The sequence below is a fragment of the Pseudomonas sp. G2-4 genome (genome assembly GCF_030064125.1).
GTDB lineage: Bacteria > Pseudomonadota > Gammaproteobacteria > Pseudomonadales > Pseudomonadaceae > Aquipseudomonas.
Map to the genome: position 1 here is coordinate 1,748,349 of NZ_CP125957.1, position 13,836 is coordinate 1,762,184.

The 13,836-nt window shown below is 62.2% G+C and carries 17 protein-coding genes; 15 read left to right on the plus strand and 2 right to left on the minus strand.

Features of this window, described 5'->3' with window-relative positions; translation table 11 throughout:
• Nucleotides 1–19: 19 nt before the first annotated feature.
• The 4 genes from QNH97_RS07790 to QNH97_RS07805 all read left to right on the plus strand — a co-directional run bounded on the left by QNH97_RS07790 (nucleotide 20) and on the right by QNH97_RS07805 (nucleotide 2,734).
• Nucleotides 20–811: a ParA family protein gene (locus QNH97_RS07790; RefSeq protein WP_283556318.1), complete on the plus strand. Its 792-nt coding sequence runs from the start codon at nucleotides 20–22 to the stop codon at nucleotides 809–811.
• Nucleotides 812–907: 96 nt separating this feature from the next.
• Nucleotides 908–1,780: a CheW domain-containing protein gene (locus QNH97_RS07795; protein WP_283556319.1), complete on the plus strand. Its 873-nt coding sequence runs from the start codon at nucleotides 908–910 to the stop codon at nucleotides 1,778–1,780.
• Nucleotides 1,781–1,852: 72 nt separating this feature from the next.
• Nucleotides 1,853–2,338 (plus strand): chemotaxis protein CheW, encoded by a 486-nt coding sequence (locus QNH97_RS07800; protein WP_003183968.1) that lies wholly within the window; start codon nucleotides 1,853–1,855, stop codon nucleotides 2,336–2,338.
• On the plus strand, nucleotides 2,339–2,734 hold the full coding sequence (locus QNH97_RS07805; protein WP_283556320.1) for a DUF2802 domain-containing protein: 396 nt from the start codon (nucleotides 2,339–2,341) through the stop codon (nucleotides 2,732–2,734).
• A 266-nt stretch (nucleotides 2,735–3,000) separates the two neighbouring features.
• On the opposite strand, the gene QNH97_RS07810 is transcribed toward QNH97_RS07805, so the two are convergent.
• Nucleotides 3,001–3,330 carry an EscU/YscU/HrcU family type III secretion system export apparatus switch protein gene (locus QNH97_RS07810; protein ID WP_283556321.1) on the minus strand — a complete coding sequence of 110 codons (330 nt, stop codon included), beginning with the start codon at nucleotides 3,328–3,330 and terminating at the stop codon, nucleotides 3,001–3,003.
• A complete protein-coding gene (fliK, locus tag QNH97_RS07815) occupies nucleotides 3,327–4,898 on the minus strand; it encodes a flagellar hook-length control protein FliK (RefSeq protein ID WP_283556322.1) in 1,572 nt (523 codons plus the stop codon). Before fliK ends, QNH97_RS07810 begins: the two co-directional genes overlap by 4 nt.
• A 197-nt stretch (nucleotides 4,899–5,095) precedes the next feature.
• On the opposite strand from fliK, the gene ccmA reads away from it, so the two are divergent.
• From ccmA to speE, 11 genes are all read left to right on the plus strand, one after another.
• Nucleotides 5,096–5,731 carry a cytochrome c biogenesis heme-transporting ATPase CcmA gene (gene ccmA / locus QNH97_RS07820; RefSeq protein WP_283556323.1) on the plus strand — a complete coding sequence of 212 codons (636 nt, stop codon included), beginning with the start codon at nucleotides 5,096–5,098 and terminating at the stop codon, nucleotides 5,729–5,731.
• Entirely contained in the window at nucleotides 5,728–6,396 is a 669-nt protein-coding gene (gene ccmB / locus QNH97_RS07825) for a heme exporter protein CcmB (RefSeq protein WP_003183957.1), read from the plus strand. Before ccmA ends, ccmB begins: the two co-directional genes overlap by 4 nt.
• Nucleotides 6,397–6,490: 94 nt before the next feature.
• Nucleotides 6,491–7,246 carry a heme ABC transporter permease gene (locus QNH97_RS07830; protein ID WP_283556324.1) on the plus strand — a complete coding sequence of 252 codons (756 nt, stop codon included), beginning with the start codon at nucleotides 6,491–6,493 and terminating at the stop codon, nucleotides 7,244–7,246.
• Nucleotides 7,243–7,419, plus strand: coding sequence for a heme exporter protein CcmD (gene ccmD, locus QNH97_RS07835; protein WP_025212528.1), 177 nt, complete (start codon nucleotides 7,243–7,245; stop codon nucleotides 7,417–7,419). Before QNH97_RS07830 ends, ccmD begins: the two co-directional genes overlap by 4 nt.
• The gene (ccmE, locus tag QNH97_RS07840) at nucleotides 7,416–7,871 is read left to right on the plus strand and encodes a cytochrome c maturation protein CcmE (protein ID WP_283556325.1); all 456 of its coding nucleotides are present in this window, start codon (nucleotides 7,416–7,418) and stop codon (nucleotides 7,869–7,871) included. Before ccmD ends, ccmE begins: the two co-directional genes overlap by 4 nt.
• Nucleotides 7,872–7,874: 3 nt before the next feature.
• Complete coding sequence (locus QNH97_RS07845) at nucleotides 7,875–9,863, plus strand: heme lyase CcmF/NrfE family subunit (protein WP_283556326.1); 1,989 nt, start codon at nucleotides 7,875–7,877, stop codon at nucleotides 9,861–9,863.
• On the plus strand, nucleotides 9,860–10,396 hold the full coding sequence (locus QNH97_RS07850; protein WP_025212531.1) for a DsbE family thiol:disulfide interchange protein: 537 nt from the start codon (nucleotides 9,860–9,862) through the stop codon (nucleotides 10,394–10,396). The genes QNH97_RS07845 and QNH97_RS07850 overlap by 4 nt, the downstream gene beginning before the upstream one ends.
• Complete coding sequence (locus QNH97_RS07855) at nucleotides 10,393–10,866, plus strand: cytochrome c-type biogenesis protein (RefSeq protein ID WP_283556327.1); 474 nt, start codon at nucleotides 10,393–10,395, stop codon at nucleotides 10,864–10,866. The genes QNH97_RS07850 and QNH97_RS07855 overlap by 4 nt, the downstream gene beginning before the upstream one ends.
• A complete protein-coding gene (gene ccmI / locus QNH97_RS07860; RefSeq protein WP_283556328.1) occupies nucleotides 10,859–12,061 on the plus strand; it encodes a c-type cytochrome biogenesis protein CcmI in 1,203 nt (400 codons plus the stop codon). The genes QNH97_RS07855 and ccmI overlap by 8 nt, the downstream gene beginning before the upstream one ends.
• Before the next feature lie 14 nt (nucleotides 12,062–12,075).
• Entirely contained in the window at nucleotides 12,076–12,483 is a 408-nt protein-coding gene (locus tag QNH97_RS07865) for a hypothetical protein (protein WP_283556329.1), read from the plus strand.
• 280 nt (nucleotides 12,484–12,763) lie between these two features.
• Nucleotides 12,764–13,639, plus strand: a complete 876-nt coding sequence (gene speE / locus QNH97_RS07870) for a polyamine aminopropyltransferase (RefSeq protein WP_283556330.1) — start codon at nucleotides 12,764–12,766, stop codon at nucleotides 13,637–13,639.
• The last annotated feature ends 197 nt before the right edge of the window (nucleotides 13,640–13,836 follow it).

The following is a 13,836-nucleotide window of genomic DNA, read 5'->3' on the forward strand; positions in this document are numbered from 1 at the left end:
GCCGGGAGGAACGATCCGAATGAGAGTCTGGGCAGTTGCCAATCAAAAAGGTGGTGTGGGTAAAACCACATCTTCCATCGCTTTAGCCGGATTGCTGGCCGAGGCGGGCAAGCGCGTGGTCATGGTCGATCTGGACCCCCACGGCTCGATGACCAGCTATTTTGGTTACGATCCCGACAGCCTGGAGCACAGCAACTACGACCTGTTCCTGCACAAGGGCGTCGTGCCTGAGGGCCTGCCGGGACAGTTGCTGTTGTCCACCAGCGACGAGCGGATTTCCCTGTTGCCGTCGAGCACAGCCCTGGCCACCCTTGAACGGCAGTCGCCCGGACAGAGCGGCTTGGGCCTGGTCATCGCCAAGAGTCTGGCGCAGCTGTGGCAGGATTTCGATTATGCGATCATCGACAGTCCGCCGTTGCTCGGTTTGCTGATGGTCAACGCCTTGGCGGCCAGCCAGCAACTGGTGATCCCGGTGCAAACCGAGCACCTGGCGGTCAAGGGCCTCGAGCGTATGGTCAATACGCTGGCGATGATCAACCGCTCGCGAAAGCAATCGCTAGCCTTCAGCATCGTGCCGACCCTGTTCGACCGTCGCACCCAGGCGTCCCTGGGCACCCTGCGCGTACTGCGGGACATGTACCCGGATGACATCTGGCAAGGCTACATTCCCGTCGATACCCGCTTGCGGGACGCCAGCCGCGCCGGTTTGACCCCTTCGCAATTCGACGGCAAGAGCCGTGGTGTGCTGGCCTACCGGGCGCTGCTCAAGCACCTGTTGGCCCAACAGCTTGTTTCACAGCAGGTGGCTTAAGGTGACGAGGTTTCCCATTGGCATTGCGCTCGCTTGCGAGCGCTCAAGTCCTGGCGCATTCATGCCGATAACCTCTTTAAGCGGTGCAGTGTTCCTATGAGCCGCCCGATTAAGACAACCTCGCGTCCGCAAATGGCCCTGCAGTCCTACTTGGATGGGCTGTTGCAGGAGGCGACCGAAGAACTGCCATCGGAACCGAGCGTGATCGAGGCGTTGCCCGAGGTCGTCGAAGCCGAAGGTGTGCTGGATGAATTTCAAGCGGCCGTGCTCGAAGAGCAGGCCCGTGATGCGCAAAAGTCAGTGCTGGCTGCGGCGATCGAGGCACCGTTGATCAAGCCTCAGGTGGCGGTGATGGAAGCGCCCGCGCCGATCCTGGCGTCGGTCTCGACCGTTGCGCCGCTGCTGCAAGGCCTGGTGACGCCGGTGGTGGAAATCCACCTGCCGCCCAGCAACACGCCGCCGCCGGTGCAGACCGATGACCGGCCTGCCTGGGCCGCCGAGCCGTTCGAGTGTTTGTTGTTCGATGTGGCCGGGCTGACCCTGGCGGTGCCATTGGTATGCCTGGGATCGATTTATTCCCTGGCCGGGCAGGAATTGACGCCGTTGTTCGGCCAGCCGGAATGGTTCCTCGGGATCCTGCCGAGCCAGGCCGGCAACCTGAAGGTGCTGGATACCGCGCGCTGGGTGATGCCGGATCGTTATCGCGATGATTTTCGCCAGGGCCTGCAGTACGTGATTTCAGTGCAAGGTTATGAATGGGGTTTGGCGGTGCATCAGGTCAGTCGCTCGTTGCGCCTGGACCCGAACGAGATCAAATGGCGCAGCCATCGAGGGCAACGGCCATGGCTGGCCGGTACGGTGATCGAACACATGTGCGCCTTGCTGGACGTGTCCGAGCTGGCCGAGTTGATCGCCAGCGGCGGGGCAAAACACCTGGGCGGCACCAAGCCGGTCCAGAAACCGAAATAAGACAACCGGTGGCGTACAGCGCCACGGGACAGAACACACGCCGCCACAGGCGGTTATTCGAGGGGTCAGGGTATGAATGATAAGGCGTCGTCTCTCAAGGGTTCCGAAGATCCGATTTTGCAATGGGTAACCTTCAAACTCGACAACGAAACCTACGGCATCAACGTGATGCGCGTTCAGGAAGTGCTGCGCTATACCGAGATCGCCCCGGTGCCGGGTGCCCCTAGCTACGTGCTGGGCATCATCAACTTGCGTGGTAACGTGGTGACAGTGATCGACACTCGCCAGCGTTTTGGCCTGAGTTCCACCGAGGTCAACGACAACACCCGTATCGTGATTATCGAAGCCGACAAGCAAGTGGTCGGCATCCTCGTCGACAGCGTCGCTGAAGTGGTTTACTTGCGTCAGTCGGAAATCGAAACCGCGCCTAACGTCGGTAACGAAGAATCGGCCAAGTTCATCCAGGGTGTCTGCAACAAGAACAACGAGTTGCTGATCCTGGTCGAACTGGAAAAAATGATGAGCGAAGAAGAGTGGTCGGAACTGGAGAGTATCTGATTGATTCTTGAGGTAGCAGTCATCGTCCTGTTCCTTCTTTGGGCAGGCACGCTGGCGATGTTAGTGACTTACATACGCGGCCAGCGGCAGATCGCCGCTCAACAGGCCCAGGGTGATGCGCTGCGCGATCAGCGCATCAGGGACCTGGCCAAACGCGTCGACGATTACCAGAACGGCACTGTACGCATGGGCGAAGCCATCCATGAGCTGCGCGCCGTGGTCGCGCCGTTGCCGGACAAACTGGGGCAACTGGAACAGCGTGACCCCTCCACCTTGTCCTTCGCCCAGGCCGCCCGCCTGGTTGGCATGGGCGCCAGCGTCGACGAACTGACCCAAGCCTGCGGCTTGACCCAGGCCGAGGCGGAGTTGATGAGTAAGTTGCATAAGGGCGGCTAAGCGCTTTCACCTGAATCCAGTGGGAGCGAGTTTGCTCGCGATAGCGGTGGGACAGTCAACGAAGGTGTTGAATGTGCAACCGCCTTCGCGAGCAAGCTCGCTCCCACAGGTTTTTCTGACCTTCACCTAAATTCCAGCCAATAAACAGCCCCTGTGGCGAGGGAGCTTGCTCCCGCTGGGCTGCGCAGCGGCCCCTATCTTTTTGCGGTTGCTGCGCAACCGAGCGGGAGCAAGCTCCCTCGCCACAGGGAACAACGTTGCTGTAATCAGTAATCCTCGCCGCGCTCCGTCACATCCTTCTCGACACTCGGCGCATTCGGGTCATGACCCTGGGGGAACTTGCCCTTGAGGTTCCAGGCAAACGCGATGATCTCGGCAATTGTGCGGTACAGCTCCTCCGGAATGCTGTCGCCCAATTCCATTCGGGCCAACAGCTTCACCAACTCGGCATTTTCATAAATCGGTACTTCGCTTTCCCGGGCGATTCGCAGGATTTCCTCGGCCAGGGCTTCGTCGCCCTTGGCGGTGAGGGTCGGGGCGTGGTGGCCGTCGTACTTGAGGGCGATGGCCTGGCGGGGTTGAGTATCAGTGCTCATGCGGTCTCGTCCACCCAGCGTTGTTCCAAGCGAGTCTTGGGGCCTTGGGGCGGCGTGCCGAGATGACAGTCGAGGTCGCCGACGTTCAGGCCGCAGGTCACAAGGCGCTCACGCAGCGCTGTCAGGTTGCTTTCGATCAGGCTCGCGGTGTATGGCCGTTCTGCCCACAACTGGCTCGACAGGCTGCCGCTGAGCAATTGCGCCTGAACCTGCAGCGGCCCCAGCGGTTCCATGTCGAACGCCAGCTCGACCCGCCAGAGTTGCTGTTTCGGCTCGCGCTCTTCCGGGCGTTCGTGTGGCTGCTCCCGGGGCGGGGTTTCCTCGCGCTGGAACTTGACCTGCAGGGGCACGATGTCCTGCAGGTTGCGCATCGGTATCTCCAGTTGCCATGTGCTCATCAGCCGACCGTCGTCGGTCAGCCCGGTCTGTTCCAGGCTCGACAACTGATGGCTTTGCAGGCGCGACACAGCGGCGGCGGCCAGACGCAGCAAATGTTCCAGATCGCCTTCTTCGTCCTGGCCTTTCATCAGGCGTGAGGGCAGGGGGAAGCCAGTGGGTTGTGGCTTGGCGCTGACTTGACCCAGCATCCCCAGGGCGCTGCGCACAAAACTGGGCATGACCTGGGCCAGGGTGTTGGCGGCGATGATTGCGCCGAGATTGGTGGAGGCTGGCAGGGCTGGGGTCAGTTGGGCGATCAACTTCAGCAGGTCGCCTTTCATGTCCGGCGCTATCCCCGGCGGCTGCCCAGCGAGCAATTTGCTTTCCAGGAATACGCCACTGGCTACCATGGCCTGGGCCAAACCCTTGGGGGTGCTCAACTGCTGGACATCCGGCAGGCCCGCCAACAGGCGTGTCACCGCCGCGCGCAGCTCGGTGCCGGTGTCGTCAGTGGTCGGCAGGTTTTGCAGGACGGTGATCAGGCTGTCCAGCGAGCCTTGACGGCTTACCTGTGTGGCCAGTTGTTGGCTCACCGCCAGTTGCTCCTGGCGGTTGCTCAGTGGAACGAACTTCAGCGTCTGGGCGTCTTGCACCTGGGCGCTCAACAGCGTGCCAATACGCAGCGGTTGCGGACTGTCGATGTCCAGGGTGGCGCCAGCCTGGGCGGTGTTGAGCAGGCTAACCAACGACCGATACACCGTCGGCAGTCCCGGCAACTGCGGCAACGCCTGACTGGTGAGCACCTTGCCCTGCAGCAGGGTACCGACCGGCATCTGCGCGGTATCGATACGGGTCAACGTGGCGACACTGGAGGCTACCGCCTGCTGCACGGCAATCGCCAGGTTGCCGGCTGAGGGCTGGGTCACGGCCAGGCTGGTGCCTTGGGGCAACGGCTGGGTGCTGGTGGCCTGTACCGTGGTCTGGCGGCCGCTCTCCAGGGTGACTTTGAGCAATAGCTGAAAAGCCTGTTCCGCCTGCTTGAGCGACAACACTTCGGCCTTGGCGGTCTGGCCAACGCCGATCAGACCCTCAGCCGGCGTCAGCAGTTTGAGCAGCTCGCCGGTGACCGCGGGCATACGGGTTGTTGCCGTGGCCGGAGGCAGCGGCGCAATGTTCATGTCGCCTGTCATCTACGGTCTTACCTTAGGGAAAATAGCCCTCTTTAGAGTAGGGCATGACATGTATAATGCCGCCCGTCTTTCAGGAGTGGCGAAAACCTTGCAATTGTTTGACGCAGCTCTGTGGAGCGGGCCGTCAAAGCATCTATGCTGCACCTCTTTAACGGCCGCTGCACCGCCGACTTGAACCGTATAAGGCCCGTGATCCCTTGACCAGTCCTCTCTTGCAAACCGTTGACCTCGCCTGTGAGCGAGACTTGCGGCTGCTTTTCGAAAAGCTCGAATTGAGACTCTCCAGTGGCGATATGGTGCAGATCAGTGGCCCCAACGGCAGCGGCAAGACCAGCCTGCTGCGCCTGGTGGCCGGGTTGATGCAGCCAACCGCCGGTCAGGTGCTGCTCAATGGTCAGCCGTTGCAGAGCCAGCGTAGCGAACTGGCCCGCAATCTGCTCTGGATCGGCCATGCCGCCGGTATCAAGGATTTGCTGACCCCCGAAGAGAATCTCAGCTGGCTTTGTGCGCTGCATCGGCCGGCCGGCCGCGAGGCGATCTGGCAGGCGTTGGCGACCGTGGGATTGCGCGGTTTCGAAGACGTGCCCTGCCACACCCTGTCCGCCGGCCAGCAGCGTCGCGTAGCCCTGGCCCGGTTGTACCTGGACAGCCCGCCACTGTGGATTCTCGATGAGCCGTTCACTGCCCTGGACAAGCAGGGTGTGGCCCAACTTGAAGAACACCTGGCCCGCCACTGCGAAAAGGGCGGTATGGTGCTGTTGACCACCCACCACACGCTGGCCCGGATGCCATCCGGTTATCGCAACATTGATCTGGGGAACTGGGCCGTATGAGTGTGTTTGGCCTGTTGCTTGCCCGCGAGGCGCGCTTGTTGTTCCGCCGTCCGGCCGAACTGGCCAACCCGCTGGTGTTCTTCGCGATCGTCATTGCGCTGTTCCCGCTGGCGGTCGGTCCTGAGACTCAATTGTTGCAAACCTTGTCGCCGGGACTGGTCTGGGTAGCGGCGCTTTTATCGGTCCTGCTCTCGCTGGACGGGCTTTTCCGCAGTGATTTCGAAGACGGTTCCCTGGAACAGTGGGTCCTTTCGTCGCACCCCCTGGCCCTTCTGGTTTTGGCCAAGGTACTGGCACACTGGGTTTTTTCCGGACTGGCACTGGTGCTGCTCTCACCTCTGCTGGCGATGATGTTGGGCTTGCCCGCCGCGTGCATGCCGGTGCTGTTGGTGTCGCTGCTGCTGGGCACGCCGGTCCTGAGCCTGCTCGGTGCAGTGGGCGCGGCGTTGACGGTGGGGTTGAAGCGCGGCGGCCTGTTGCTGGCCCTGCTGATTCTGCCGTTGTATATCCCGGTGTTGATCCTCGGCAGTGGCGCCTTGCAGGCGGCGCTGCAAGGCATGCCGGCAACCGGTTATCTGCTGTGGCTTGGGAGCCTGACCGCCCTGGCGATAACCCTGACACCCTTTGCAATAGCCGCTGGCCTGAAGATCAGCGTCGGCGAATAATAACGAGGCCTGGTCAAAAACTGACCACTTCTTTGGAAGTAAAGGCAGACCCGGCGGTTCGTGATGGCGAGCCGCAACCGTGATGGAAACAGCAATGAACTGGACCTGGTTTCATAAGCTCGGCTCACCCAAGTGGTTCTACGGCATCAGCGGCAGACTGCTGCCCTGGTTGAGCCTCTTCGCACTGCTGCTGATTGGCATCGGCGTGGTCTGGGGCCTGGCCTTCGCGCCGCCGGACTACCAGCAAGGCAACAGCTTTCGCATCATCTATATCCACGTTCCCTCGGCGATGCTGGCCCAGTCCGTCTACGTGTTGTTGGCCGTGTGCGGTGTGGTCGGGCTGGTGTGGAAGATGAAGCTGGCCGACGTGGCCTTGCAATGCGCCGCCCCCATCGGCGCCTGGATGACCGCCGTAGCGCTGGTCACCGGGGCGATCTGGGGCAAGCCGACCTGGGGCTCATGGTGGGTCTGGGATGCCCGACTGACGTCGATGCTGATCCTGCTGTTCCTGTACTTCGGTCTTATTGCACTGGGCAACGCCATCAGTAATCGTGACAGCGCCGCCAAGGCGTGTGCGGTGCTGGCGATTGTCGGGGTGATTAACATCCCGATCATCAAGTATTCGGTGGAGTGGTGGAATACCCTGCACCAGGGCGCAACCTTCACCCTCACGGAAAAACCGGCGATGCCCGTGGAAATGTGGCTGCCGCTGTTGCTCACGGTATTGGGCTTCTACTGTTTCTTCGGCGCGGTGCTATTGCTGCGCATGCGCCTGGAAGTGCTCAAGCGCGAAGCCCGGGCCAGCTGGGTCAAGGCCGAAGTACAGAACAGCCTGGAGGTCGCTCGATGAGTTTCGCTTCATTCGGCGATTTCCTCGCCATGGGTCATCATGGCCTGTATGTCTGGTCAGCCTACGGCATTTGCCTGGCGGTGCTGGCCCTCAACGTGGCGGTGCCGATCGTGGCCCGCAAGCGGTATCTGCAACAAGAGGCGCGTCGTCTGCGCCGGGAGAACGGTCAGTGAATCCGCTGCGCAAAAAACGTCTTGTCATCATTCTTGCGATCCTGGTGGGTGTCGGTGCCGCGGTCGGCCTGGCCTTGAGCGCCCTGCAGCAAAACATCAACCTGTTCTATACCCCGACCCAGATCGCCAATGGCGAAGCACCCAAGGACACGCGCATCCGCGCCGGAGGCATGGTGGAGGAGGGCTCGCTGGTGCGCTCCGGGGATTCCCTGGATGTGAAATTCAACGTCACCGATTTCAGCAAGACCGTGACCATCAGCTATCGAGGCATCCTCCCAGACCTGTTCCGCGAAGGGCAGGGCATCGTCGCCTTGGGCAAGATCAATGCCGATGGCGTGGTGGTGGCCGATGAAGTGTTGGCCAAGCACGACGAAAAATACATGCCGCCGGAAGTGACCAAGGCCTTGAAAGACAGCGGCCAGTCGGCGCCCGCTCCCGTGAAGGAGGGTTGATCGATGACTGCCGGCATTTTTATTCCCGAGTTGGGTCACCTGGCGATGATCCTGGCCTTGTGTTTTTCCGTGGTGCAGGCCGTGGTGCCGTTGCTCGGTGCCTGGCGCGGCGACCGTCTGTGGATGAGCCTGGCCCAGCCAGCGGCGTGGGGGCAGTTCGCCTTTATGCTGTTTGCCTTCGGTTGCCTGACCTATGCCTTCATGGCCGATGATTTTTCCGTGGAGTACGTCGCCAGCAACTCCAACAGTGCCTTGCCCTGGTACTACAAGTTCAGCGCGGTATGGGGCGCCCATGAAGGCTCGCTGTTGCTCTGGGCGTTGATCCTTGCCGGCTGGACCTTCGCGGTGTCGGTGTTCTCCCGTCAGTTGCCCCAGGTGATGCTGGCCCGTGTGCTGGCGGTGATGGGCATGATCAGCACCGGTTTCCTGTTGTTCTTGATCGTTACCTCCAACCCCTTCGAGCGCATCCTGCCCCAGATGCCGGCGGACGGCCGCGACCTCAACCCGTTGCTGCAGGACATCGGCCTGATCGTTCACCCTCCGATGCTCTACATGGGCTACGTCGGCTTTTCCGTGGCCTTCGCCTTTGCCATCGCCGCGTTGCTGGGTGGCCGTCTCGATGCCGCGTGGGCGCGCTGGTCGCGGCCGTGGACGATCGTCGCCTGGGCCTTCCTCGGCATCGGCATCACCCTGGGCTCGTGGTGGGCCTACTACGAGCTCGGCTGGGGCGGCTGGTGGTTCTGGGATCCGGTGGAAAACGCCTCATTCATGCCTTGGCTGGTGGGTACTGCGCTGATCCACTCCCTGGCGGTCACGGAAAAACGCGGCGTGTTCAAGAGCTGGACCGTATTGCTGGCCATCGCGGCGTTCTCGCTGAGTCTGCTGGGAACCTTCCTGGTGCGCTCCGGCGTACTCACCTCGGTGCACGCCTTTGCGTCCGACCCCGAGCGCGGGGTGTTCATCCTGATGTTCCTGATGTTCGTGGTGGGCGGTTCGTTGACGTTGTTCGCCCTGCGCGCGCCCGTGGTGAAGAGCCAGGTTGGCTTCAACCTCTGGTCCCGGGAAACCCTGCTGCTAGGCAATAACCTGGTGCTGGTGGTGGCCGCGTCGATGATTCTGCTGGGCACCCTCTACCCGCTGGTGCTCGACGCGCTGTCCGGGGCCAAGCTGTCGGTGGGGCCGCCGTATTTCAATGCGCTGTTCATCCCGTTGATGGCAATCCTGATGGTGGTGATGGCCGTCGGTATGCTGGTGCGCTGGAAAGACACCCCGGTCAAGTGGTTGCTGGGCATGTTGACGCCGGTGCTGTTGGGCACCGCCGTCCTGGCCGTGGTGGCCGGCGTGGCGTACGGCGACTTCAACTGGGCGGTGCTGGCGACGTTCGTGCTGGCGGCCTGGGTATTGCTGGCGGGGGTACGGGACATCTTCGACAAGACCCGTCATAAAGGCCTGATCAAAGGCCTGCCAACCCTGACCCGCAGTTACTGGGGCATGCAGATCGCCCACCTGGGCATCGCCGTCTGTGCCCTGGGCGTGGTGCTGTCCAGCCAGAACAGTGCCGAGCGCGACCTGCGCCTGGCCCCGGGAGAGTCCATGGACCTGGGCGGCTATCAGTTCGTTTTCGAGGGCGCCAAACATTTCGAAGGGCCAAACTTCACGTCCGACAAAGGCACCGTTCGGGTCCTTCGCAACGGACAGGAAGTGACCGTATTGCATCCGGAAAAACGCCTCTACACCGTGCAGAACTCGGTGATGACCGAAGCCGGGATCGATGCCGGTTTCACCCGCGACCTCTACGTGGCGCTGGGTGAGTCCCTGGGCGATGGCGCGTGGGCGGTGCGGGTCCACGTCAAGCCGTTCGTGCGCTGGATCTGGTTCGGTGGCCTGCTCACCGGCCTGGGTGGGGTGTTGGCGGCGCTGGATCGTCGCTATCGAGTCAAGGTGAAAACCCGGGTGCGTGAGACCCTGGGCATGACGGGAGCCACTGCATGAAACGTTGGTTGATGCTGGTCCCGTTGGCGCTGTTTCTGTTGATGGCGGTGTTTTTGTACCGGGGGCTTTACCTGAACCCGAGCGAGTTGCCATCGGCGATGATCGGCAAGCCGTTCCCGGAGTTTTCCCTGCTCTCGGTGCAGGGCGACAAAACCCTGACCCGCGCCGACCTGTTGGGTAAGCCGGCGCTGGTCAACGTGTGGGGCACCTGGTGCATTTCCTGCCGGGTCGAGCACCCGGTGCTGAATAAGCTGGCCCAGAACGGCGTGGTCATCTACGGCGTCAATTACAAGGACGTCAATGCCGACGCCTTGAAGTGGCTGGCCGAGTTCCACAACCCGTATCAATTGGACATTCGTGATGAAGAGGGCTCCCTGGGCCTGAACCTGGGTGTCTATGGCGCGCCGGAAACGTTCTTCATCGACGCCAAGGGCATTATCCGCGACAAATTCGTCGGTGTGATCGATGAGCAGGTCTGGCGCGAGAAGCTGGCCGCCAAATACCAGGCACTGGTGGACGAGGCCAAGCCATGAAGCGCTGGTTAGCCGCCGCCATCCTCGGGTTGAGCCTGGTCGGCGTGGCCCACGCCGCCATCGACACCTACGAATTTGCCAACGATGGCGAGCGCGAGCGGTTTCGCGAGCTGACCAAGGAACTGCGCTGCCCCAAGTGCCAGAACCAGGACATCGCCGACTCCAACGCACCGATTGCCGCCGACCTGCGCAAGGAAATCTTCCGCATGCTCGGCGAGGGCAAGGACAACCAGCAGATAATCGATTTCATGGTGGATCGCTACGGTGAGTTCGTGCGCTACAACCCGGCGCTGACCTCCAAGACCGCGTTGCTCTGGTTTGGCCCCGCCGCGCTGTTGTTCGGTGGTTTTGTCGTCATCGCGGTGATCGTGCGCCGCCGCCGGGTCCAGCGCACAGCGGCCCCGGATACGCTTTCTGTCGAAGAGCGCCAGCGCCTCGACCAACTGTTGGATAAAACCAAGCATGATTGATTTTTGGCTCGCCGCAGGTCTGCTGCTTCTTATTGCCCTGAGTTTTCTGTTGATCCCTGTACTGCGCGGTCGTCGCGCCCAACTGGAAGAAGACCGTACCGCGCTCAACGTGGCGTTGTATGAGGAACGCGTCGCCGAGTTGCAGAGCGAGCGAGAGGAGGGCGTGCTCAACGCGGCGCAACTGGACACCGGTCGTGCCGAAGCCGCCCGTGAACTGCTCGCGGACACCGAGGGCACCGATGCGCCGCGGGAATCGCGACTGGGCAAACCGTTGCCGTTGCTCGCCGCAGTGTTGGTGCCGGTGCTGGGCCTGGGCTTGTATCTGCATTACGGGGCCAGCGACAAGGTCGAATTGACTCGCGAATTCGCCCAGGCGCCGCAGTCGATGGAAGAGATGACCCTGCGCCTCGAACGTGCGGTGGCAGCGCAACCGGATAACGCCGAGGGTTTGTATTTCCTGGGGCGTACCTACATGGCCCAGGATCGGCCCGCAGATGCGGCGAAGATCTTCGAGCGCACCGTAGCGGTGGCCGGGCGGCAACCCGAGCTGCTGGGGCAATGGGCCCAGGCGCAGTATTTCGCCGATGGCAAGAAATGGTCGGACAAGGTCCAGGCCTTGACTGACGAAGCGTTGAAACTTGATGCCAAGGAAGTCACCAGCCTCGGTCTGTTGGGTATTGACGCGTTCGAAGGCCAGCGCTATCAGGAGGCAATCGATTACTGGGGGCGCCTGTTGGCGCAACTGCCCGAGGACGACAAGTCCCGCGACGCGCTGCAGGGCGGCATTGCTCGTGCCACCGAGAAGCTTCAAGCCAGCGGTGGCCAGGTTGCCAAGGCCCCGGCGGCCAAGGCTGCGGCGTTGCTCAAGGTGCGCGTCGAGCTGGCGCCGGCCCTCAAGGACAAGGTGCAGCCAGGCGACACGGTGTTCATCTTCGCCCGTGCCGCGTCCGGTCCGCCGGCGCCACTGGCGGCCAAGCGCCTGACCGTCGCCGATCTGCCGGTTACCGTAGAACTGGGTGACGCGGACGCGATGATGCCGCAGCTGAAACTGTCGAACTTCCCTGAAGTCCAACTGGTGGCGCGCATCTCGCGGGCCGGTCAACCGACCGCCGGCGAGTGGATCGGCCGCAGCCAGCCCCTGGCGAGCAGCACCACGGCGCAGCAACAACTGACCATCGACAGCCCGGACAAATAACAGGAATTCGCACCATGACCGCCATCGCTCGTATCACCCTGCTCACCCTCGTCCTGGGCTTGAGCGCTTGTGCGGTCCAGCGCCCGCCGGAGCCTTCGGCGCCGCTGCCACCCATTCCACCTTCGGGACCGACCACCAAACCGGCCCCTTCAACTCCGCCGGGCAAGCCTGTTACCCCGAACAAACCCGCCAAACCGGTGCCTCGCACCTCCGCCAGTTTCGCCCCGCCGCCGGGAGGCAACAGCCATTGGGACGCCAAGCTTGGGGTCTATGTGCTGGATAACCAGCCCAACACCTTCTATCGCCAGCGCACCTACTACCGTTGGAACAACGGCTGGAGCCGCTCCGTCAGCCCGAACGGCCCGTGGGAAGACACCACCATCGAAGGCGTACCGGCTGGGTTGGGTCGGCAGTTTCACTAAAAGCCAGCGCCGAACCCTTGTGGCGAGGGAGCTTGCTCCCGCTGGGCTGCGAAGCGGCCCCTCTATGGGTTCACTCTGAATCAACTGTGTAACTGGCCAAGATTGGGGCCGCTGCGCGCCCCAGCGGGAGCAAGCTCCCTCGCCACAGATCTATCATATCCCCGGTCCAAACAGGACCGAGTTAGGCAGTCAAGGTTCGACCTGTCATGTTCATCATCGTAGAATGCGCGCCTTTGCGAGCCTTCATCGGCCAACCGCGTATTTATCGGAGCACCTGACCATGACGACTACCCCGACCGGCGACTACCTGGAAACCCTCTACGAAGGCTACGGCCAGCGCTTTCGCATGGACAAGCTGCTGCACCAAGTGCGCACCGAGCACCAGCACCTGGTGATCTTCGAGAACCCGCGCATGGGCCGCGTGATGGCGCTGGACGGCGTGATCCAGACCACCGAAGCCGACGAGTTCATCTATCACGAGATGCTGACCCACGTGCCGATCCTCGCCCACGGCGCGGCCAAGCGGGTGCTGATCATCGGTGGCGGCGACGGCGGCATGTTGCGTGAAGTGACCAAGCACCTGGGTGTCGAGCACATCACCATGGTGGAAATCGACGGCACTGTGGTGGACATGTGCAAGGAGTTCCTGCCTGACCACTCCAAGGGGGCCTACGACGACCCGCGCCTGAACCTGGTGATCGACGACGGTATGCGTTTCGTCGCCACTACCCAGGAGAAATTCGACGTCATCATTTCCGACTCCACCGACCCGATCGGCCCCGGTGAAGTGCTGTTCTCGGAGAACTTCTACCAGGCCTGTCATCGTTGCCTGAACGAAGGCGGCATCCTGGTGACCCAGAACGGTACGCCGTTCATGCAACTGGGCGAAGTACAGACAACCGCCGGGCGCCTGCGTGGCCTGTTCGCCGACTGGCATTTCTACCAGGCCGCCGTGCCGACCTACATCGGCGGCGCCATGACCTTTGCCTGGGGCTCGACCGACACGGCCTATCGCAAGCTGTCCCGCGAGACCTTGCGCGAGCGGTTCATTGGCAGCGGCATCGTCACGCGTTACTACAACCCCGAAGTTCACATCGGTGCGTTCGCCATGCCGCAATACGTGTTGCAGGCGATCAACAAGCCGAGCAACGACTGATTTTATGCGGCAAGGCGGCTCATGTGGCACAGAGCCTATGTGGCACAGAGCTTATGTGGCGAGGGAGCTTGCTCCCGCTGGGTCGCGCAGCGGCCCCAACCCTGGACAGTTACGCAGTTGTTTCTGAGTGGGCCCAGGGAGGGGGCTGCTTCGCAGCCCAGCGGGAGCAAGCTCCCTCGCCACAACAGTGCCCAGCT

Excerpts from the sequence above, each read along its gene's own strand:
- QNH97_RS07790 (WP_283556318.1), top strand. The coding sequence starts at position 20 with ATGAGAGTCTGGGCAGTTGCCAATCAAAAAGGTGGTGTGGGTAAAACC.
- fliK (WP_283556322.1), bottom strand. The coding sequence starts at position 4,898 with ATGACAGGCGACATGAACATTGCGCCGCTGCCTCCGGCCACGGCAACA.
- QNH97_RS07795 (WP_283556319.1), top strand. The coding sequence starts at position 908 with ATGAGCCGCCCGATTAAGACAACCTCGCGTCCGCAAATGGCCCTGCAG.
- ccmI (WP_283556328.1), top strand. The coding sequence starts at position 10,859 with ATGATTGATTTTTGGCTCGCCGCAGGTCTGCTGCTTCTTATTGCCCTG.
- QNH97_RS07810 (WP_283556321.1), bottom strand. The coding sequence starts at position 3,330 with ATGAGCACTGATACTCAACCCCGCCAGGCCATCGCCCTCAAGTACGAC.
- speE (WP_283556330.1), top strand. The coding sequence starts at position 12,764 with ATGACGACTACCCCGACCGGCGACTACCTGGAAACCCTCTACGAAGGC.
- ccmB (WP_003183957.1), top strand. The coding sequence starts at position 5,728 with ATGAGTGTGTTTGGCCTGTTGCTTGCCCGCGAGGCGCGCTTGTTGTTC.
- ccmD (WP_025212528.1), top strand. The coding sequence starts at position 7,243 with ATGAGTTTCGCTTCATTCGGCGATTTCCTCGCCATGGGTCATCATGGC.
- QNH97_RS07850 (WP_025212531.1), top strand. The coding sequence starts at position 9,860 with ATGAAACGTTGGTTGATGCTGGTCCCGTTGGCGCTGTTTCTGTTGATG.
- QNH97_RS07845 (WP_283556326.1), top strand. The coding sequence starts at position 7,875 with ATGACTGCCGGCATTTTTATTCCCGAGTTGGGTCACCTGGCGATGATC.
- QNH97_RS07865 (WP_283556329.1), top strand. The coding sequence starts at position 12,076 with ATGACCGCCATCGCTCGTATCACCCTGCTCACCCTCGTCCTGGGCTTG.
- QNH97_RS07855 (WP_283556327.1), top strand. The coding sequence starts at position 10,393 with ATGAAGCGCTGGTTAGCCGCCGCCATCCTCGGGTTGAGCCTGGTCGGC.
- QNH97_RS07800 (WP_003183968.1), top strand. The coding sequence starts at position 1,853 with ATGAATGATAAGGCGTCGTCTCTCAAGGGTTCCGAAGATCCGATTTTG.
- QNH97_RS07830 (WP_283556324.1), top strand. The coding sequence starts at position 6,491 with ATGAACTGGACCTGGTTTCATAAGCTCGGCTCACCCAAGTGGTTCTAC.